Origin of the sequence: Paractinoplanes ovalisporus (genome assembly GCF_016834655.1) — a bacterium.
In the GTDB taxonomy this organism is placed as follows: domain Bacteria; phylum Actinomycetota; class Actinomycetes; order Mycobacteriales; family Micromonosporaceae; genus Actinoplanes; species Actinoplanes ovalisporus.
Genome location: NZ_JAENHP010000007.1, coordinates 217539 through 237977, shown reverse-complemented (window position 1 = coordinate 237977; position 20439 = coordinate 217539). Strand labels below are relative to the sequence as shown.

Below are 20439 nucleotides of genomic sequence, written 5' to 3'. Positions count from 1 at the left end.
CCGGACGCTATGCCGGTGACCCTGGTTACCGGCAAGGGACATTAGTTCCCCTTGGGTACTACGGTGGCCCCGTGACCACGACGAGCTGCGGCCGCGAACACGACGTGTACGACGCCTCCTGCCCGTGCCGCCAGGTGCTCGATCTGCTGGCCAACAAGTGGAGCGCGCTCGCACTGGGCGCCCTCGAGGACGGCCCCCGACGATTCGGAGCCCTGCGTGACCGCCTCGACGGGGTCAGCCCCAAGGTGCTCACCGCCACACTCCGGCGCCTCGAGGACCAGGGCCTGATCACCCGTACGGTGTATCCGGCCGTTCCGCTGCACGTCGAGTACGAGTTGACGCCGCTGGGCTGGGACGCCTGCAAGCCGCTGGCCGCCCTGCGCGAGTGGGTGGTCGCGAACATCGAGCGCTTCCCCGCCGCCCTGCAGCCCTCGTGACCGCCGAGGCGTGACGGGACATGACCGCCGACGCGGGGCGCGAGGCATGACGGCCCCGGCGAGGAGGGGGTCGCTGCTTTTCGGGCGTGACTGGGCTGCGTACTGTGTGCCGGTCTTGTCGGTTCACTTCGATGGGTTGAGGCGATGAAGAGCCCGCTGCGCCCCGGCGACCCGACGTCGCTGGGTGGCTACCGGCTGTTGGCTCGGCTCGGCGAAGGGGGCATGGGGTCGGTCTTCCTCGGCCGGCGCGACGAAAGCCTGCGCGATGACAGGGGCGACGGGCCTCTGGTCGCGATCAAGATGATCAAGCCGGAGTATGCCCACGACGAGGAGTTTCGGGGGCGGTTCCGCAGTGAGGTCAAGCGGGCCTGGCAGGTGCCGCCGTTCTGCACGGCCGCGGTTCTTGATGCCGACCCCGATCACCGTACGCCGTACCTGGTCGTCGAGTATGTGGACGGGCCCAGCCTGAACGAAGTCGTGGCGCGTGAAGGACCGCTGGCCGACAGCCGCCTGCACGGCGTGGCGGTGGGGGTGGCGACCGCGCTGACCGCGATCCACGGCGCGGGCGTCATCCACCGCGATCTCAAGCCGCAGAACGTGTTGTTCGCGCTGGGCTCGCCGAAAGTCATCGACTTCGGGATCGCCCGCGCGCTCGAGGTGACCAGCCAGCACACCCATCCCGATCAGATGGTGGGCACGGTCGCGTACATGGCGCCGGAACGGTTCGACGGCAACCACCGGGACATCACTCCGGCCGCCGATGTGTTCGCGTGGGGCGCGGTCATCGCGTACGCGGGAACCGGCCGCACCCCGTTCCGGGCCGACTCGCCGGTGGCCACCGCCGCCCGGATCCTGACCCAGCCGCCCGACCTGACCGGCCTGACCGGGCCGCTGGCCGACCTGGTGGCGCTGGCGCTCTCCAAGGACCCGGAGGACCGGCCGGCCGCGCACGAACTACTCAACCTGTTGCTCGCTCAGAACACCGACCCACGGGCGTTCAGCCGTACGTCGTCCCTCGACCCGCGGCTACGGGAGGCGGCGGAGGCGGCGCAGCTCTCCGGCCGGCACGTCTCGGGCGGCGGAAAGCGGCCCGGGCTGCTCGGCGGCGGAAAGCGACCGGCGCTGCTCGGCGGCGGAAGGCGGCCCGGCCTCTTCGGCGGCGACAAACGCCCCGGCGCACCAATCGCCGGAGCACCAATCGACGGCGCACGAATCAGCGGCGCACAAATCAGCGGTGCGGCAATGGCCGAGGCACCCATCGCCGACGCGCGAAACGTCAACGCACCCATCGCCGACGCGCCGGGCATCCACGCACCGGTCGCGGGCGCACAGGGACGGCGCCGGCGTGTATGGACGGTTCTCGCCGCCACCGCCGCCGCGACGGTGCTCATGGCGGCCGTCGGCCTGGTCAGTCGCACGGCTGACGAGGAAACCCACCCGACTCCCACGGTCGCGGCGGCCGCGATGCCGGTGCCGGGCGCGGTGCGCGGCCCGTGGGTGGTCGACGCCCTCGACCGGCCCGGCCAGTGGAAGGCCACCACCGACGCGTACGGCGGCCGCTGCTCGTTCCAGGGCGGCGGCCTGACCATGACGACGCCCAGTTTCGCCATGGTGTGCCCGGGCACCGCCGAAACCTTCGCCGGCAACCAGTCGATCTCGGCCGGCGTCACCGTGGCCAACGCCCAGTCCTGCGCGGAGATCCAGTTCCGTACGGCCGGTGAAGCCTCGTACTGGCTCGACCTCTGCCCGCGGACGGTCCGGATCCGGCACGAGGGTGCCGTCCAGAACGCCAAGCTCGGTGAGACGGACCAGGCCCCGTTCGTCCCCGGGCAGCGCCGCGACGTCGTGCTGAGCCTGCGCGACGAGGCGGCGACGGTGACAGTCGACGGCGAGGCGGTGCTGGAGACCAGGCTGACCGATCCGAGCCTGCTGGCCGGCAAGGTGGCCTTCGGCGTCGGCCCGGCCGATCAGGCGAAGGATCAGGATGTGCTGGCCGGCGCGGTCGTCACCCAGGCCGAGATCAGGCCCTTTGGGGAGGCCGCGGCCTCGGCCCTTTCTTTCACCGATGTCCGCCGTGGCAGCACCAAGTCGATCGTCAAGGTCCACGGCTACTTTCCGAAGACACGGTCGGTCGTGGTGGAGCCGGTGCTTTTCATGACCGGGGACGAGTACTGCCAGGCGTTCCACCTGAAGTCCTCATCGGACACTCCGTGCGAGCAGGCCTGGCTGACCGAGGACAGCCGCATGCGGGTGACCCTGCCGACCTCGGCCACGCCGAAGCTGTTCAGCACGTTCGACGACCCGGAGCGCTGCGCCGGCGACCCGGTCACCGTCGGGACCTGCACCATCACCCCGGCCAAGCTGGCCGAGCGGCTCGGCGAGGGCGGCCTGGTCGAGGTGACCACCTCGAACGGCACCGTGACCGCGATGGCCGACGTCTATACGCCCTGAAAGCGGTCGGCGGCGCGGATCAATTCGTACGCGCTACGTGGTCGCCGCCGAGAAAGATGCGCGCGTAGGTCTGATCGATCACGTCGCATTTGGCCATCCCGTAGTCGTCCCGCCCGGCGGCTCGCCCATGAGGCCCGCTTTCTGCTGCTCGGGGGTGCCGACGAACCGGCGTGTCACGGCTTCCGGAAAGTGACCCATGTGTACCGGAAGTCGGCCAGAGCAACGGAATCGGGCGGGGCGGCCCACCGATTTGAGATGATCGATGCATGCTGACGCCGACGCCCCTGATGGGGCTGGTAACCGGGTTCTGGAGTTTCAAGACGTTCGCGGCCGCCGTCGAACTTGACCTCTTCACCAGGCTGCGGGACGGCCGGACGCTCACCGTCGCGCAGGCCGGGAGCGAACTGGGCCTGCCCGAACGGCCGGCCGACCTGCTGCTCGCGGCCTGCGCCTCACTGGGCCTGCTGGAGAAGGACGGCGACGACTATCGCAACAGCGCCTTGGCCGAGGAGTTTCTGGTGCGGGGCAAGCCCTACTACTTCGGTGGCCAGGTCGCCTACTGCGATCAGCGCACCTATCTGCCGTGGCACCGCATCGGCGAGGCGTTGCGCAGCGACAAACCCCTCACGTGGGATCCCTCCACACAGGAGTCGATGTTCGACACGGCCGACCCGCAGATGCTCGAAAGCTTCTGGGGCGCCATGTATTCGACGTCCATCTTCACCGCGCGTGCTCTGGCCGGCGCGATCGACCTGAGCCCGTACGGGAAACTGCTCGATGTCGGCGGCGGATCAGGCGCCTATCCGATCGAGTTGTGCCGCGCTCTGCCGTCGTTGCGCGCGACCGTGTTCGATCTGCCGCACGTGTGCACGATCGCGCAAACGAACATCGAGCGCGCGCAGTTGAGCGATCGGATCACGACGCGGGCCGGCAACTTCCTCACCGACACGACGTTGCCGGGCGGGCATGACGTCGTGTTGTTCAGCATGATCCTGCACGACTGGGACGAGGCGACGAACCGCGCCCTGCTGGCCAAGGCGTACGAGGCGCTCGAGCCCGGCGGCCGGGTGGTCGTCTCCGAGCTGCTGCTGAACGCCGAGCGCACCGGTCCGGCGCCCGCGGCCCTGATGGGCATGAACATGCTCGTCGAGACCGAGGGCGGCCGGAACTATTCCGACGCCGAATACGAACAGTGGATGAGCGGCGCCGGCTTCACTGATGTCCGCACTGTTCGTTTCGACGCGCCGGGCGCCAACGGCGTGGTGATCGGCACCAAGCCGTAGCGCCGGGCGCCGACACCATCGTGATGCGCGGGCGCCGAAGACGTCCTGATCGGCACCAGGCGGTAGCGCGGCACTAACACGTTGCGATCGGCACCACGGGACAGCGCCGGCGCGCGTGCGGTCAGGCCCGGGCGGGCATGGGGGCCAGGCCGCACGCGTCGGCGTACCCCTGCGAGCCGATGCCCATGGCCGCGTTCGAGCGGGTCATCGTGTTGACCAGGGCGATGAACATGGTCAACTCGACCATCGCCGACGGCCCCAGCGCCTTCACCAACCGCGCCGACAACTCGTCGGTGACGGTGGGTGGGGTGACCGTCATCGCCTCGGCGTATTCGAGGACGTCGCGTTCCAGAGGATCAAACGCTTGCGACGTACGCCATGAGGGCACCTCGCGCGCCTTGTGCAGATCGAGGCCGTCGTTGTGGGCCTTGAAGTAGCCCAGGTCCAGGCAGAAGCCGCACCCGACGAGGCTGGCCACGGCCATGTGCGCGTACGATTTCAGGCTTTCGTCACAGGTGTCCCACTTCTGCAGCGACCGTGCCATGCGCAGGCTGAACATCGTGACTTTCCGGTTGTGCCACACGACTTCGAGCGGTTCCGGCACGTCGCCGACCATCCGCCGTGAGGCCAACGTCACTGTCGCGCCAAGGATGCCGGTCGGCTTGGTCTTCGGGATCCGGGTGTTGCTGCTCACTGTTCCTCCTCCGTCCATGCGCTTGCGTACGGCATCAAGTCACCGCTCACCTCACGCTTGTGACGGGCCGTTTTGGATCTTGTGATGTGACGGGCGCGTTACACCGCTCACTGTCAGGAACCTCCCAGCTCATGCCAAGGCGGATGGGGTGCCCGGACCCAGTACCGTGGTCGCGGTGAACTGGACCCGGAAGACGACGATTTCGGTCGCAGCAGCCCTCGTGGTCCTTGTCGTGGCGGTGGTCGTGTTCGTGCGCAGAGACTCGTCCGGCAACGAGAACGGCGGCGAGGCGAGCCCGACCAACCCGAACAGCGCGACCCCGAGCACCGAGCCGAGCCCCGCCGAGAACCCCTGGACAGGCAGCTGGGCGGTGGCCGTGCAGAACGGCGGGCGCGCGTTCGAGCAGCAGACGGTCCGGCAGATCATCCGGACGAGCATCGGCGGCGAGACCGTACGCGTGAAGCTGTCGAACGAGTTCGGGAGCGACCCGCTGACTGTCAGCGCCGTCTACCTCGCCCACCATCTGCAGGCGAACACGGTCGACGCGTCGACCAACGCGCACGTGACGTTCAGCGGCAACGACTCGGTGACCATCGAGGCCGGCCAGACCATGGTGAGCGATCCGGTCCAGTTCAGCATGCCCGCGGGCGGCGACGTCGCGGTCACCGCGTACGTGCCCGAGCGCATCGGCTCGGTGACGCAGCACGCGTTCGCCAACCGGCACAACTACGTCGCCGCGGGCAACCAGGCCACCAAGGCCACGCTCACCGGCGCGCAGACGTTCGACAACTACGCGTTCCTGGCCGGCGTCGACGTGCAGAACCCCGCCTCGGAAGGCGCGGTCGTCATGCTGGGCGCGTCGATCACCGACGGGTTCGACTCCACGTTCGCCGAGAACCGGCGCTGGCCCGACCAGCTCGCGCGGCGGCTGCTGGCCGCGAACCGCAACGTCGGTGTGCTCAACGCGGGGATCAGCGGCAACATGCTGCTCAAGGACGGCGCCGGCCAGAGCCAGGTCAACCGGTTCGACCGCGACGTGCTCGCGCAGACCGGCGTGAAGTGGGTGGTGATCTCGGACGCGGCGATCAACGACCTCGGCGACAGCAACCCGCCCAGCGGCGACCAGCTGGTCCAGGGGCTCCAGCAGCTCATCCAGCGCGGCCACGACGCGGGCATCAAGGTGTTCTGTGCCACGCTCACGCCGTACAAGGGAACCGATTACTGGAGTGAGCAGGGCGAGGCCGGTCGGGACGCGGTCAACGACTTCATCAAGGCCGACGGCAGCGGCTGCGACGCGGTGATCGACCTCGACACCGCGACCCACGACCAGAGCGACCCGCAGCGGTACAACAGCCGCTACAACACGGGCGACAACCTGCACCCGAACGACGCCGGCATGGAGGCGATCGCGAACGCTGTGGACCTTGACCTGTTCCAGTAACGCGCGCCCGAAACGTGTTCGGGCCGCTCATGGACCCTGCGGGGTCGAACGCGCGCAGGTGGGTGCGGTACATGCGGGTCGCGTCGTACAACGTCGAGAACCTCTTCAACCGTGCGCGGGCGCTCGACCAGCGGACATGGTCGGCCGGGCGTCCGGTGCTCGAAGCGTTTCAGGCGGCGTCGACGCTGCTCGAAGAACCCGTCTATACGGACAGCATCAAGCACGACATCCTGCGCGAACTTGGCCGTCTGGGTCTGCGCAACGGTGACACTGCGCGTTTTGCGCGTTTGCGTCAGAACCGCGGACGGTTGTTGCGCCGCTCGCGGGACGGGAAAGTGCACGTTGTCGCGCAGGGACGAGCGGACTGGATCGGCTGGGTCGAGCTGACCACCGATCGCGTGCAGGAGCTGGCGCTCGTGAACACGGCCCGGGTGCTCGACGATGTTCGCGCGGACATCGTCGGGGTGGTCGAGGCCGAGAACCGGTTCGCGCTCAAGCGGTTCTCGGACGCGGGACTGGTCGGTGCGGACGGCCGCCCGCGCTATCCGCACGTGATGGTGGTCGACGGCAACGACGAGCGCGGCATCGACGTGGGCGTGCTGTCCACGGCCGCCTATCCGCTGGTCGGACAGGTCAGCCACGTCGACGACACCGACGCTCGCGGCCGCGTGTTCAGCCGGGACTGCGCCGAATACCACTTCCGCTCCCCCGCCGGCGCGCGTGTCGCGGTGCTGGTCAACCACTTCAAGTCCAAGGGGTACGGCGGGAAGGTCGCCTCCGACGCCATCCGGGAGCGTCAAGCGGCCCGGGTCGCCACGATCTACCGTGACCTCGTCGTGGCCGGAACCGCCCTGGTGGCCGTGGTGGGCGACCTGAACGACACGCCCGACAGCGCTCCCCTGGCGCCGCTGCTGTCCGGCACCGACCTGCGCGACATCTCGGAGCATCCGGCGTTCGACGACAACGGCCGGCCCGGCACGTACGGGTACTGCACTGCTCGCAACAAGCTCGACTACGTGCTGCTGTCCCCGGGGCTGTTCGAACGCGCGACCGGGGGCGGCATCCATCGGCGCGGGGTGTGGGGCGGTCGGCGCGGCCGGCTGTGGCCGATCTACGACACGATGACCGCGGCCGTGCACGCCGGGTCCGACCACGCGGCCATCTACGCCGACATCGCCCTCGACTGAGCGAAGCGCGCTGTCAGTGCAGCAGGCCCGCGGCGTACAGGAGTTCGCCCAGGTCGGCGACGCACTCGCCGGTCCAGACGACCGAACCGGCGGCCACCGCGAGCGGCAGGACGATCAGAGCCAGCAACCGGGCCGCATAGGGCGGGGCCAGCAGCGACGCCACGCGGCGCGGCACCACGCCGGCGCTGCGCAGGTCCCAGCCGGCGGGGGCCATCGACAGGCCGAGCCGGGTGTCGGATGCGCGCAGGGCGGCGGCGCCGATCGCGCGGGCCACCACCCGGCGGTCACCCACCTGCTCGGCCGCCCGCTCGTCGGCGGCCCGTTCCACCAGGTATTCGATGCGGCGGGTCAGCCACCGGAAGACCGGGTTGGCGGCCGCGGCCAAGCGGGCGAACAGCACCAGGTGGTGGTGACGCGAGTCGAGGTGGGCGCGTTCGTGGGCCAGCAACGCGCCGTACTGCTGGTCGGTCAGGGCCGAGCGCATGCCGGTGGTCACCACCACGCGGCCGGGCGCGCCGGGGACCGCGAACGCCTCCGCCCGTACGTCGTCGATCATGGTGACCCGGTCGGCGTCGACCGGAAGGCCGCGGAACTCGGCGGCGACCACCAGCTCGCGTCGGTGCTGCCACCAGACCCGGGCCATGCCGGCCAGCGCGGCCACCAGCAGGACGGCCGAGAGCGCCGACACCCACGGCTCGCGTTCGGTGTCGGCGCGCACGACCGCGTCGGAGAACCCGAGCCGGACGGCGACCGGGTGCAGCTCGGCGACCGCCTTCACCGCGAACGCACCCAGGCTGACCAGGCCGGCCGCGGCGGCGGTGACGATCGAGATGACCAGGACGGTCACGGCCTGCTCGGGGCGCAGCCGGTCGGACAGCCAGCGCACCGCCAGGGCAACCAGCACCGGACAAACCACGACGGAGACCACGAAGTGGTCGAACATGTGGCCTCCTCAAGCCTGCCAGCCGGGCACCACAGTCTTACACCGCCCAGGTCCTGGACCTGAAGGGTGCTTCAGGTCATACCGTGGGGACCATGGTCGCCATCCAAGGACACGTCCGCGTCTTCTACCAGCTGCTGGCGAACGCGCTGCTCGTGTCGGTCACCAACTTCACGGTCTGGTTCGCGATCACGTTCTACACCTACCTGGAGACGCGGTCGGTGTTCGCGACCGGCGTCATCTCGGGCATCTTCCTGGTGATGACGGCGCTGACCGGCATCTGGTTCGGCAGCCTGGTCGACCATCACCCCAAGAAGACGATGATGCAGGTCTCGGCGGGCGTGTCCCTGACCACGTACGTCATCGCTCTCGTGCTCTATCAGCTCACGCCGCGCGAGGAGTTCCGTGATCCGGCGAGCGTGCGCCTCTGGGTCCTGATCGTGCTGCTCATGGCCGGGGTGATCGCCGGCAACATCCGGATGATCGCGCTGCAGACCATGGTCACCGTGCTGATCGAGGAGGACACACGCGACCGCGCCAACGGCCTGGTGGGCACCGCGTCGGGCGTGTCGTTCCTGGTCACCTCGGTGATCAGCGGTCTGCTGGTCGCGCTCGGCGGCATGCTCTGGGTGCTGGTGGCGGGGGTCGTCGTGCTGGCGCTGTCGATCGTGCACCTCGGCCTGGTGCGGGTGCCCGCCGGGCGCGCCTCGGAAGCGGCGGCCGCGCCCGCCATGCCGGCCAAGGTGGAGGCGGCGGCCGGCGACGGACCGACGGCGAGCGAGTTGGCGGCGGGTGGGCCGGAGACGGCTCCGGTCGGCAAGGTCGATCTGCGCGGCACGATCAGCGTCATCAAGCAGGTCCCCGGCCTGACCGCCCTGATCATCTTCTCGGCGTTCAACAATCTGCTGGGCGGAGTGTTCATGGCGCTCCTGGACGCGTACGGGCTCTCGATGATGTCCGTGCAGGGCTGGGGTCTGCTCTGGGGCGCCCTGAGCACCGGTTTCATCGTCGGGGGACTGCTCATTTCCCGTACGGGGCTGGGAAAGAACCCGGTCTGGCTCCTGCTGATGGTCAACATCGTGTGCTGGACCGTCACGCTGCTGTTCCCGTTGCGCGAATCGATCGTCTGGCTGACCGTCGGCCTCTATCTGTACATGCTCGTGGTGCCCTACGCGGAGGCGGCCGAGCAGACGATCCTGCAGAAAGTCGTCCCGTACGAACGTCAGGGCCGCGTGTTCGGTTTCGCGCAGTCCGTCGAGCAGGCCGCGTCGCCGCTCACCGCGTTCCTCATCTCGCCGATCGCACAGTTCGTGTTCATCCCGTTCATGACCGACGGCGCCGGCGCCCGCCTGATCGGGTCGTGGTTCGGCACCGGCGCCGCCCGCGGCCTGGCCCTGGTGTTCATGATCACCGGCGTGATCGGCCTGATCGCCACCGCGATCGCCCTGCGCAGCCGCCCTTACAAGCGACTGAGCAAGCGATACACTGCCGCGGAAACCGCTGCCCCCGCGACCTCGTAGGGAGCTCAGATGGTCGACGCCCCACGATGGGCGCGGCCAAGGCGACCGTGCCGCACTTCTGGGTCGACAAGCAGGGCCGCACGTTCTACAACGGTCAGGACGTGCAGGGCAGCGGCCGCAGGCCGTACCGGGCCGGGCAGCCCGCCCCGATCCGCGACGCCGAGGAGAACTTGGTCGTCACCACCACGATCCGCACCGACGGCGGCCTCGACATCACGCCGCCGGCCGGGCCGCGCTACTCGATCGTCTCGCCCACCGGCGACTTCACCGGCGCGGTGCTGATCCTGCGCGACGACGACCTGTGGCGCACGGTCACCACCTCCGACGACGTCGTGGCGGGCCGGCTGACCACCGACGTACGCGGAATCACCGGAAAGCCCCGCCAGCACCGCGACCTGCCGTACGACCCGCTTACGGGAGTGCTGCGGCCGTGAAAACGCTCGGCCAGGGAGGCGGCAGGCCCGGCTGGCGAAGCGGCGTGGGCGCGCGGCCTCGCGAAACGGCAGTGCGCGGCGAGGCCGGCTGGCGCGGCGGCGTGGGCGCGCGGCCTCACGAAGCGGCCGGGCACGGCGAGGCCGGCTGGCGCGGCGGCGGGAGCGCGGGTCTACGCCACGTCGGGGCGGGTCATCAGCGGCGCGCGCAGATGCAGCGTCAGGTCGGGCTTGGTCAGCGGCTCGATGTTCCACGTCGCCACGGCGGTCCGGGTGGTGGCGCCGACGGTCAGCCGGACGCGGTGGGGCGTCGTGATGACACAGATGTCGGCGACGAACGTGTCACCCTGCCAGGCGCCGGAAGCGACGACCGGGCGGCCGAGCGGGGCGCCTTCCCGCCATTCGCCGTGACCGGCCTCGATGGTGAGCGACGGCCCGAGGCGCAGCGTCCAGCCGCCGTCCACCGGGTCGACGGTCACCGTGGTTCCGCCGGGCAGCACAGTGGCCTCGGCGTCGAGTTCCGCTTCGACGGCGCGCCGGTCGGCCGTGCCCGGCACCGGCGGTAACGACAGTTGACGCAGCCGGTCGGCGAGCAGCTCGTCGTCGCGCGCGCTCGCGGGTTGGTCGAGGCTGGGCAGCAGGCACTCCCACAGCGCGTCGAAAATCGGCTGCTCCTGAGTCGCGGCGCAGGTGAACGCGGTGACCAGATCGTGCTCGGGGACGACGATGCAGAGCTGACCGAAGGCGCCGCTGCCGAAGTAGCCGTGCCGCGACATCCAGATCTGGTAGCCGTACCCGTGGAGCCATTCGGGATCGCCGCCGCTGACCTCCGCGGGCCCGGTGCCGATGTGCCGGCGGGTCGCGAGCCGCACCCACTCGGGTGCGACCAGTTGGCGGTCGCCCCAGCGGCCCTCACGCAGCAGCAGTTCCCCGAAGGCGGCCACGGCCTCGGTCGTCAGGTGCAGCCCGTGGAACCCGAACGCGGCCCCGCTCGCCACCCGGTCCCACTCGGCGTGGTCGATGCCCATCGGCCGGAACAGGCGCTCGTTGAGCAGTTCCGGCAGGCCACGGCCGGTGACCCGTTCGACCATCCGGGCCAGGACGTAGGTGGTCGCGTTGTCGTAGGCGTGCCGCGTTCCCACGGCGTACGGAAAAGGCACGCGCAGGAAGCCCCGTACGAGGTCGTCCGGTTCCCGCTGCCAGGCCTCGGCGAGGCTGTCGGTGTCGTGCCCGGCCGTCATCGACAGCAGGTGGTGAACGGTGATGTCGCGGCCCTGCTCCGGCAGGCCGGCCGGAACGTGGTCGGGCAGGACGTCGACCACCCGGTCGTCCGGCGAGAGCAGCCCGTCGCCGACCGCCAGTCCCACCGCCACCGACGTGAACGATTTCGTCAGCGAATAGAGCAGGTGCGGCCGTACGGCGGAATAGGGCGCCCACCAACCCTCAGCGACGACGTGACCGTGGCGCACGACCATGATCGAGTGGCACTCGACCGATGCCGCTTCGAGCCGGTCGAGCACGGCCGCGACCGCCCGTGAGCTGACTCCGGACGCAACCGGCGAGGACCGAGGCAGCAGGGAACGCATCCCGGCACCCTACTGATCACTCCCCCGCCCATGCTCCCGATTAACGCCGACGCAGGCTCCCGCGACGGCCAGATCGCGCAGGTCAGGCTCAGACTTGCCGGGTGCCGCCCGGCCGGATCACGGCGGTTGCGCTGCGAAGTGCCGGCCACGAGGAGCGAGCCGGGCGTGGTGGCGGTCAGGCGGAGGTCCAGAACAGGGCGCGGGCGAACTGGGCGTACAGGCCCTTGGGGTGGGCCCGGAACAGCGGTTCGGTGCCGAACAGGACCGCGCGGCCGCCGGTGGCGGTGGTGCCGGAGACCACCGACGCCTGGCCCGCGGCCTGCGCCGGACCGCCGACGCCGGGAGCCGACGGCAGCCAGTGCCCGGCCACGAGGGGCGACGTCGCGGCGTAACGCTGTTCGACCGTGAAGCTGGTGCCGGTGAACCACAGCGGCGAGTAGACGAACGAGTGCGGCAGCGAACCCGCGCCGACGACCGGGCCGGTGTTGCTGACGGCGACGACACCGTTGGCGTCGCCGCGCCCGGCGACCGCGGTCGCGTTCAGCAGGCCGGTCGCGGTGTTGAAGGCCGCGCCGGTCGCACCTCGGGTCACGACGCCACCGCCGCCCGCCAGGAACGCGTCGATGGTGGCCTTACCGGTCGCGTTCAGCTGGGCGTAGTTCAGGCCCGACGACACCACCAGCGTGTCGACCCCCGACAGTGAGGCGCCCGCGTTGAGGGTGGCGGTCGAGACCGTACGGACGTCGAAGCCCATCTCGCGCAACACGAACAGCTCATCGGCGGCGACGGCCGCGGCCAGCACAGGCTTGGCGACAGGCACGCCCGCCGCGAAAGCACGCCCGGCACCCGCGACGGGCGCGCTGGGTGCAAGAGCGCCAACGCCACCCACGCCACGCCCATCAGCAACAGCGCCACCCGCGACCGGCGCGCCCGGTGCGAGAGCGCCAGCACCACCCTCGGCGGATCCACCGACGGCAGCCGCACCCGCGCCACGCCCATCAGCGACAGCGGCGCTCGCGGCGGGAGCGCTGCCGGTGGGCGGACCGGCAGCGCGCGGGGCGGCGGTGAAGGTGACACCGAACTGGTCCGCCACCTGGAGAGCATGCGGGCGCGCCGAGGCGGGGACGATCACGGTCGAGGCGCCGGCGAACGTGGGCTTCACGCCGAGGTCGAGGAGCGCGTTCACGGCCTGCACATCCGCGCCGTCGCGGAGCGTGAGGGCCAGGTCTCGGCCCTTACCCGTGGTGACCGCGCCGGTGGCCGTGGCGGCGGCCACCGGCGCGGAAGACACGCGAGGGGCAGCGTACCGGCTGATGTCCACCCGCGCGCCCCACAGAAGGCCGTGACTCCACCCACTGATGTCGTACATCTGCGGGACCAGGTCCGAAATGTCGCGCCCGGCCTCGAGCAGGACGTTGGCCAGTCCCCGCTTCGGCTGATGCATGTCGACCAGATAGGTGCCGGCGTCGTACCGCCGGCCGTTCAGCGCAAACGCATGGCGGGCACGTTCCACCCGGACGTCGTGGGCGACCAGGTGATCAACGAGGCGGGCCGCGGCGGGGGTGCCGGCCGGGATCACGTACGCCCGTGGGAAGAACGTAGAGTAGCGGTCCTCGGGGCCGTAGCCGTCGACGTACCCGTCCGGCACGGTGACCGCCGGCTCCCCGGCCCAGCCCCGCCGGAACTGCTCGATCTGGTCGGCCAGCAGAGCCGAGCGGTGCGTGTCGGCGTACGTCAGGGTCGCCTCGATCGTCGCGGAAACGACATCGGTGTTGATTCCGGAGCGTCGCCGCAGTTCCTCGACCGGCAACGAGGTGTAGTCACCCCGGTTGACCCGCAGCGGGATCTCGACGGTGTGCCCGATCGCGCCGTGGTACATCGCGTACATCGGCGTGAAGATCGGCGGCCAGTCGTCCCAGTCACCCGGCGCGTAGTCGCGGAACGGGATGTCGGCGTGCTGCGTCTCGGCGTGCCCGAGCCGCTGGATCGCCGCCTCCATGCCGAGCGCGTTGGGCAGCGCATGCTTGATGTAGAGGTCGTACTCGTAGTTCTGCCCGTGCGGCGGCGTCGCCGGTTCGATCAGCGTGGTCCCGGTGTAACCGTGCTCGTCCAGCATGACCAGGGGCTGCGTCGCGATCAGTACATCCCGTACGGCCCGTGACTCCGGCTGCGAACTCGTGGCGTGGTCACGGTTGATGTCGAACCCGGCGCCGTTCGCCCGGGTGCCCGCGATCCGCCCGTCGGGGTTGTTGGTGACGGTCACAAACACCCGCGTACGCCGGAGGAACGCGGCCGTGGCAGCGTCACCGGCCGTGGCGAGCCGCTCGATGACCCGCAGCGCGCCGTCGGTGCCCTCCCACTCGTCGCCGTGGATGTTCGCGTTGATCCACACCGGCGTCTTGTAGCCGCGCGCGAGTTCCCGGTCCTTGGCCGCCGCCCGCGGGTTGTCCTCGATGAGCGCGCGCCAGCGGTCCTGCCGGGCCGACTCGGCAGCCGTCTCGGGCGCGGTCACGGTGACCAGATAGAGGTCGCGGCCCAGCGCCGAGCTGCCGACGACTTCGGCCGAGACCCGCTTCGAGGCCGCCTGCAGAGCGTTCAACTTCGGGGCAATTCCGTGGTACGGGACGAGGCCCAGCTTGATCGCGCGGTCTTCCGGGTTCTCCGGGTAGACGCGCAGCTCGTGCTGTCGCGGATAGCCCCGCCACGACGGCTTCCAGGCCGGCGCCCCCGGCAACGCAGCAAGCGACGCCGCAGGCGCGGAGGCGGCGACCTCGTTGCGCTCCGGCCCGTTCCCGAACTCCCGAGTCGACCCCGCCCCCGCGGCCGATGCCGGCGATCCCGGCGCGGCGGCCCGCGACGATGATCCCGGCCCGGCGGCCGATCCCGGCGCGGCGGCCGGTGACGGCGATCCCGGCGCGGCGACAGCGGGAGAGGCCAGGGCGGGCGAGACGATCAGGCTCGCGGCAAGCAGAGCCGCACCAAGTCGGATCACGTCCACAGTGCACCGTACGGTCGACCCGACCCGCAACGATTCCGGCCCATACCGTTCAGGTCATCCCACCAAGCGCCGCAAAAGAACGGCCACGAAAAGATTGGGCACCGCGCAAAGGTGAGCGCCCGCGATCGTGAGCGCCCCGCGCAAGGCCAGCTCCCCAAGGTGAGCGCACCGCGCACAGGTGCGGCGCGCGAAGGTGAACGCACCGCGCAAGACGAACAGCGCACGGTCGTGAGCGCACCGCGCACAAACGAACAGCGCACGGTCGTGAGCGCACCGCGCACAAACGAACAACACGCCATGGTGAGCACTCCGCACACAGACGAGCGCCCCAAACTGCGCGCGCACCGCGCACAAACAAGCGACACGCGGTCGTGAGCACACCGCATAAAGACGAGCGCCCCAAGGTGAGCGCACCGCGCACAGATGGCGGCGGGGTTCCAAGCGGGGACACAGCTCACGGCGGAGCGGGCCACAGGACGCGACCCTAACGTCGGGCCATGACACTTCTTCTGCTGGTGCTGATGCTCGGCGCCGGGGCGCTTGCCCTGATGGCCGGGCTGCGCGGGCCCACCGGCGTACGCCCGGATCAGGCCCTGGCCGACGCTCGGGCCGAGGCCCAGCGCTGGTACGAACGGCTGGGCGGCCAGCTGATGACGTTGCAGAGCGACGACCCGGCCGCCCGGCAGGCTCTGGCCGACGCGGCCGAGCGCTACCACGCGGCGGGCGGCCAGCTCGACCGGGCGGACACCGTGGTGCAGTTCGGGCTGGCCCGCGAGACGGCTCTGGAAGGGCTGGCCTATGTGCGTACGGCCCGCACCGCGATGGGCCTCGACCCGGGCCCCGAGATCACCGCGCCCGGGTCTGTAACCGTCCAGGGGCAGACCTATCAGGCCGCGCCCCAGGCCGGTCCGCAGACGCCGTACTACTTCCCGGGCGACTCGCGCGCCCCGGCCGGCTATTACTCGCGGCCGTGGTGGAAGACCGCGCTCGGGGCCGGGGCGGGTGCGCTGGGCGGCATGGTCATCTTCGACGCCCTGTTCGGCCACCACAACGGCCCCGGCCCAGGTCCCGGTCCGTTCTAGAAAGCGGGCAGCACCGACCCCTGGTACTTGTCCGTGATGAACTTCTTGACCTCGTCGGAGTGCAGCAGCTTCTCCAGCTTCACGACCCGCTCGTCGGTCTCGTCGCCGGTTCGGACCACGACCAGGTTCGCGTACGGGTTGTCTTCGCCCTTCTCCAAGGCGAGCGCGTCGGTGGCCGGCTTGAGCCCGGTCTCGATCGCGTAGTTGCCGTTGATCACCGAGAGGGCCGTGTCCTCGAGGCTGCGCGGCAGCTGGGCCGCCTCCAGGGCCTTGAACTTCAGATTCTTCGGGTTGGCCGTGATGTCCTTCTCGGTGGCCTTGACCCCGACGCCGTCCTTCAGCGTGAGCAGCCCGTTGGCGGCGAGCAGGCTGAGCGCGCGGCCCGAGTTGGACGGGTCGTTCGGGATGCCGACCACGCCACCGCTGGGCACATCGGCGAGGTTTTTGACCGTCTTCGAATAGACGCCGAGCGGCTCGATGTGCACCGGCTTCAGGGCGGTGAACTTGTAGCCCTTGGCCGCCACTTCCTCGTCGAGGTAGGGGATGTGCTGGAAGTAGTTGGCGTCGAGCTGCTTCTCCTGCAGGGCGACGTTGGGCTGGATGTAGTCGTTGAACTCGACGATGTCGAGCTTCAGCCCCTCGGCCGAGGCCAGGTTGTCGGCGACGTACTTGAGGATTTCACCGTGCGGCACGGGGCTGACCCCGACCTTCAGCGTGTCGCTGGAGGATGCGGCCTCGCTGTCATTGCCACCGCACGCCGCGATCCCCAGGAGGAGGGCGGCGGACGTGACGACTGCGGCGAGTGAGCGGCGCATGGTCGGACCTTTCTTCTTACTGAAGGGAGTAGCCGAGGGCTACTGAAGGGAGTAGCCGAGGGCTACTGAAGGAAGCAGCCGAGGGCTACTTGTGGGACAGCCGGCGGACAAGGAGGTCGCCCGCCATCTGGACGAGTTGGACGAACGCGATGAGCGCCACGACCGTGGCCACCATGACCTCGGTCTCGAAGCGCTGGTAGCCGTACCGGATGGCCAGGTCACCGAGACCGCCGCCGCCGACCACACCGGCCATGGCCGAATAGCCGACCAGCGCGATCACGGTGATGGTCAGGCCCGCGACGAGGCCGGGGCGGGCCTCGCGCAGCAGCACCTTGCCGACGATCTGGCTGCGGGTGGCGCCCATCGCGGTGGCCGCGGCGACCACGTCGGGCGGGACCTCACGCAGCGCGGCCTCGACGATGCGGGCGAAGAACGGGATCGCCCCGATGGTCAGGGGAACGATCGCGGCGTCGGTGCCGATGGTGGTGCCGACCACGGCCCGGGTGAACGGGATGACGGCGACCAGCAGGATGATGAACGGCAGCGAGCGGGCCACGTTCACGACAAAGCCGAGCACCGACGACACGACCGGCGCCGCCAGCAGTCCGCCGGGCGCGGTCAGCACGAGCAGCACGCCCAGCAACAGGCCACCGACCGCGGTCAGCACCGTGGAGACCCCGACCATCCAGGCCGTCTCACGCAGTCCGACGGCCAGCAGCTCGGACAGTTCGGACCAGGTCACGACGGCTCCTCGGGCGTGCTGACGGCCGGCGAGCCGGCTGAGAACGAGCCGGCGGCAGGCGATCCGGCCGAGAACGAGCCAGCGGCAGGCGATCCGGCCGAGAACGAGCCGGCGGCAGGCGAGCCGGCCGAGAACGAGCCAGCGGCAGGCGAGCCGGCCGAAAGCGAGTCGACGGGGGGCGTGCTGACGGAAGCGCCCCGCGAGCGCAGGTAGTGGATGGCGGCGGCGCCGTCGCCCGGCAAGGCGAGCCGCCAGCGCCCGGCCCGCCCCGCGGCCAGCGTCTCGACCGAGCCGGCCAGCACCTGGACGTCGATGTCGAGCCGCCGGGAGACCTCGGATAGCAGGGGCACGTCGGCGTCCTCACCACCCACCGTGACGTCGACGACCGTCTGGCCGGGCACCGACACCGGAGCGTCGAGCGGGAACAGGTCGCGGGCGAGCTCGGAGCCGGGCTGGTGCAGCAGGTCGGCGACCGCGCCGGACTCGACGAACCGCCCGTCGCGCATCACGGCGGCCGACCGGCAGATCCGCTTGACCACCGTCATCTCGTGGGTGATCAGCAGAACCGTGAGGCCGAGCCGCCGGTTGAGGTCGAGCAGCAGCCGCAGGATGGAGTCGGTCGTCTCGGGGTCGAGGGCCGAGGTGGCCTCGTCGGACAGCAGCACCTTCGGCCGGGCGGCGAGGGCGCGGGCGATGCCGACGCGCTGCTTCTGCCCACCGGAGAGCTGGCTCGGGTAGGCGTCGGCGCGCCCGTCGAGCCCGACGAGTTCGAGCAGTTCGGCCACCCGGGTGCGGCGCTCGGCCCGCGACACTCCCGTGACTTCCAGGGCAAAGGCGACATTCCCGGCCACCGTACGGGATGACAGGAGCGCGAAGTGCTGGTGGATCATCCCGATTCCGTGGCGGGCGAGCCGCAGCCGCCGCCGGTTGAGCGCGGTGAGTTCCACGCCGCCGACCGAGACCGAACCCTCGTCGGGCCGCTCCAGCATGTTGACGCAGCGCAGCAGCGTGCTCTTGCCGGCCCCGCTACGCCCGAGCACGCCGAACACGTCGCCCTCGCCGACGGTGAGATCGACACCGTCGACCGCGACGACCTCCCGGTCGCGCCGCCCCTTGGCCCGGTAGGTCTTCCGGAGCCCCTTGATCTCAATCACTCAGCACCCTGACACCGTCGTCGTCGAGCCGTTAAAACCCATAAAGCCCATAGGTTTGAAAGACATCGACACGTTAGCCTGCCCGGGGTGGCGAGCTCCACCCGCTGTAATGACCGTCACCGGGAACGGACCTGACCGGCGGAGCTCAGACCAGGGTAGCTACGAAGTCGCCGATTTCGGCGTGACGGAACAGGTAGAGACGACCCTCACGTCGCAGCAGCCCGGCGTCGACCAGCGATTCCAGGCCGCGCGAGGGCGGGACCCCGGCCTCGCGCATGCGCCGGGCCAACCGGCCCAGCCGCCGGGAGTCCCAGCGGCGGCCCACCACCCCGGCCACCTCCAGCGCGAGCAGCACCTCGCGGGCGCCGGCCAGGCCACCCACCAGCAGGCAGTCGGCCAGGTCGGAGGGCCAGAGCAGCCCGCGGCTCATCGCCTGGACGGTCAGCGACAGGTCGAGCGGGCGCGACAGCAGCGCCGCCACCGGACCACCGGGGTCGCTGCGTACTATTTTGGCCAGGGTGTCGAAACCGGCGGTGGCCCCGGCCAGGTTGGGCCGTTCGAAGCGGCCCAGCGCGTCGAGGTAGTCGGCGACCGCGCCCGGCGGCGCCGGTTCGATGCCGATGTGCTGCGCGCCGGCCAGCGGCAGCGGGTTGTCCAGGCCGGCGTCCGCGGTGAGCAGCACGACCGGGTCGTCCGGGCCGAACAGCAGCCCGACCTCTTCCAGGGCCCAGCGCCGCATCCGCCGCGGCATCTCGTCCAGCCCGTCCAGCACGAACAGGTAGCGCCCGCTGCGCACCAGGCGGGCCACCCGGCCGCCGGGCCCCGCCGCCGATACGTGCCGCAGCTCGGGATAGGCCTGCGGCAGGCGGCGGTTGAGCCAGGCCGACAGGTCGTCCGGGTGCCGCCGGGTGCTGAGCGAGAACACCAGCGGCACCACCTCGGCGCCGTCGCCGGCCAGACCCTGCGCGGCCATCGCGGCGAACACCGACTTGCCGCTGCCGGGAGCGCCGTAGACGACGGCCCGCCAGGTGCCGGTCACGGCCAGCAGTCCCGCGGCCTTGTCCGCGTACTCCCGGGAGGTCCAGATCGCCTCGCCAAAACTGAGCTGCTGTTCGATCGGCTCGCGCGGACGCAGCAGACGCAGGGCGGGCGGAAGGAACGGCGGGCTAAACGGGCGCGGCACGGCCGGGAGAAACGGCGGGCTAAGCCGGCGCAGCACGGCCGGAAGGAACGGCGGGCTCAGCCTGCGCAGCACGGCCGGGAGAAACGGCGGGCTCACCGGGGCGGCTCGCTGACATCCATGGACAGGTCCACCGCGGCCAGCAGCACGCCGACCACGCCGTGGCAGCGCGCCGCGATCAGGCGGCCGCCGACCGTACGGTTGCGGGCGTCGTTGAGCACGGCCTGCAGGCGGGCGACCTGCGTGCCGTGCCGCCGGAGCACGCTGCCCGAGAGCGAGCTGAGGTCGAGCAGACCCGGGAACGACCGCTTCCCGCCGCCCGCGGCCGACCCCAGCTCGGCCGCCTGCACCATCCCGACACCCGAGGTGACCACCGCGGCCGACAGGTCCAGCCGCTCCACGGCCAGCCGCACGGTCGCCACCACGTCCTCGCCCCGGTCGACCCGCACGAAGATCCGGCTGCCGTCGCTTTCGATGTCCATGTCGGCACATTGACTG

The 20439-nt window shown here is 70.7% G+C and carries 17 protein-coding genes; 8 read left to right on the top strand and 9 right to left on the bottom strand.

The window, feature by feature from the left end; translation table 11 throughout:
- Positions 1-71: 71 nt before the first annotated feature.
- The 3 genes from JIG36_RS23235 (at position 72) to JIG36_RS23225 (ending at position 4171) form a co-directional block, all read left to right on the top strand.
- Positions 72-437: a winged helix-turn-helix transcriptional regulator gene (locus tag JIG36_RS23235; RefSeq protein WP_203378477.1), complete on the top strand. Its 366-nt coding sequence runs from the start codon at positions 72-74 to the stop codon at positions 435-437.
- Positions 438-581: 144 nt separating this feature from the next.
- Positions 582-2888 (top strand): serine/threonine protein kinase, encoded by a 2307-nt coding sequence (locus tag JIG36_RS23230; RefSeq protein ID WP_203378476.1) that lies wholly within the window; start codon positions 582-584, stop codon positions 2886-2888.
- 266 nt (positions 2889-3154) lie between these two features.
- A complete protein-coding gene (locus JIG36_RS23225; RefSeq protein WP_203378475.1) occupies positions 3155-4171 on the top strand; it encodes a methyltransferase in 1017 nt (338 codons plus the stop codon).
- Between the two features lie 121 nt (positions 4172-4292).
- Here JIG36_RS23225 and JIG36_RS52140 read toward each other — a convergent pair whose 3' ends face one another.
- On the bottom strand, positions 4293-4865 hold the full coding sequence (locus tag JIG36_RS52140) for a carboxymuconolactone decarboxylase family protein (RefSeq protein WP_203378474.1): 573 nt from the start codon (positions 4863-4865) through the stop codon (positions 4293-4295).
- 175 nt (positions 4866-5040) lie between these two features.
- Here JIG36_RS52140 and JIG36_RS54155 point away from each other — a divergent pair, with 175 nt between their 5' ends.
- Positions 5041-6306, top strand: a complete 1266-nt coding sequence (locus tag JIG36_RS54155) for an SGNH/GDSL hydrolase family protein (RefSeq protein WP_203378473.1) — start codon at positions 5041-5043, stop codon at positions 6304-6306.
- Between the two features lie 71 nt (positions 6307-6377).
- Complete coding sequence (locus JIG36_RS23210) at positions 6378-7493, top strand: endonuclease/exonuclease/phosphatase family protein (RefSeq protein ID WP_203378472.1); 1116 nt, start codon at positions 6378-6380, stop codon at positions 7491-7493.
- Positions 7494-7506: 13 nt separating this feature from the next.
- Here the strand turns inward: JIG36_RS23210 and JIG36_RS53340 are convergent, their stop codons facing one another.
- Entirely contained in the window at positions 7507-8436 is a 930-nt protein-coding gene (locus tag JIG36_RS53340; protein ID WP_203378471.1) for a M56 family metallopeptidase, read from the bottom strand.
- 92 nt (positions 8437-8528) lie between these two features.
- Here JIG36_RS53340 and JIG36_RS23200 point away from each other — a divergent pair, with 92 nt between their 5' ends.
- Both JIG36_RS23200 and JIG36_RS23195 read left to right on the top strand, forming a co-directional pair.
- Positions 8529-9953, top strand: coding sequence for an MFS transporter (locus JIG36_RS23200; RefSeq protein ID WP_203378470.1), 1425 nt, complete (start codon positions 8529-8531; stop codon positions 9951-9953).
- A gap of 26 nt (positions 9954-9979) precedes the next feature.
- Positions 9980-10387 carry a hypothetical protein gene (locus JIG36_RS23195; protein WP_203378469.1) on the top strand — a complete coding sequence of 136 codons (408 nt, stop codon included), beginning with the start codon at positions 9980-9982 and terminating at the stop codon, positions 10385-10387.
- A gap of 170 nt (positions 10388-10557) precedes the next feature.
- On the opposite strand, the gene JIG36_RS23190 is transcribed toward JIG36_RS23195, so the two are convergent.
- Both JIG36_RS23190 and JIG36_RS23185 read right to left on the bottom strand, forming a co-directional pair.
- On the bottom strand, positions 10558-11970 hold the full coding sequence (locus tag JIG36_RS23190) for a serine hydrolase domain-containing protein (RefSeq protein WP_236048097.1): 1413 nt from the start codon (positions 11968-11970) through the stop codon (positions 10558-10560).
- A gap of 175 nt (positions 11971-12145) precedes the next feature.
- Complete coding sequence (locus JIG36_RS23185) at positions 12146-14962, bottom strand: M14 family zinc carboxypeptidase (protein WP_307872873.1); 2817 nt, start codon at positions 14960-14962, stop codon at positions 12146-12148.
- A 503-nt stretch (positions 14963-15465) separates the two neighbouring features.
- Here JIG36_RS23185 and JIG36_RS23180 point away from each other — a divergent pair.
- Positions 15466-16050: a hypothetical protein gene (locus JIG36_RS23180; RefSeq protein WP_438870749.1), complete on the top strand. Its 585-nt coding sequence runs from the start codon at positions 15466-15468 to the stop codon at positions 16048-16050.
- Here JIG36_RS23180 and JIG36_RS23175 read toward each other — a convergent pair.
- From JIG36_RS23175 to JIG36_RS23155, 5 genes are all read right to left on the bottom strand, one after another.
- Entirely contained in the window at positions 16047-16865 is an 819-nt protein-coding gene (locus tag JIG36_RS23175) for a MetQ/NlpA family ABC transporter substrate-binding protein (protein ID WP_203378468.1), read from the bottom strand. The two genes, JIG36_RS23180 and JIG36_RS23175, sit on opposite strands and share 4 nt — an antisense overlap.
- Before the next feature lie 85 nt (positions 16866-16950).
- Entirely contained in the window at positions 16951-17607 is a 657-nt protein-coding gene (locus JIG36_RS23170) for a methionine ABC transporter permease (protein WP_203378467.1), read from the bottom strand.
- Positions 17604-18761, bottom strand: a complete 1158-nt coding sequence (locus tag JIG36_RS54150) for a methionine ABC transporter ATP-binding protein (protein ID WP_307872872.1) — start codon at positions 18759-18761, stop codon at positions 17604-17606. The genes JIG36_RS23170 and JIG36_RS54150 overlap by 4 nt, the downstream gene beginning before the upstream one ends.
- Positions 18762-18906: 145 nt before the next feature.
- Entirely contained in the window at positions 18907-20040 is a 1134-nt protein-coding gene (locus JIG36_RS23160; RefSeq protein WP_203378466.1) for an NACHT domain-containing protein, read from the bottom strand.
- The gene (locus JIG36_RS23155) at positions 20037-20423 is read right to left on the bottom strand and encodes a PCC domain-containing protein (protein WP_203378465.1); all 387 of its coding nucleotides are present in this window, start codon (positions 20421-20423) and stop codon (positions 20037-20039) included. Before JIG36_RS23155 ends, JIG36_RS23160 begins: the two co-directional genes overlap by 4 nt.
- Between the last annotated feature and the right edge of the window lie 16 nt (positions 20424-20439).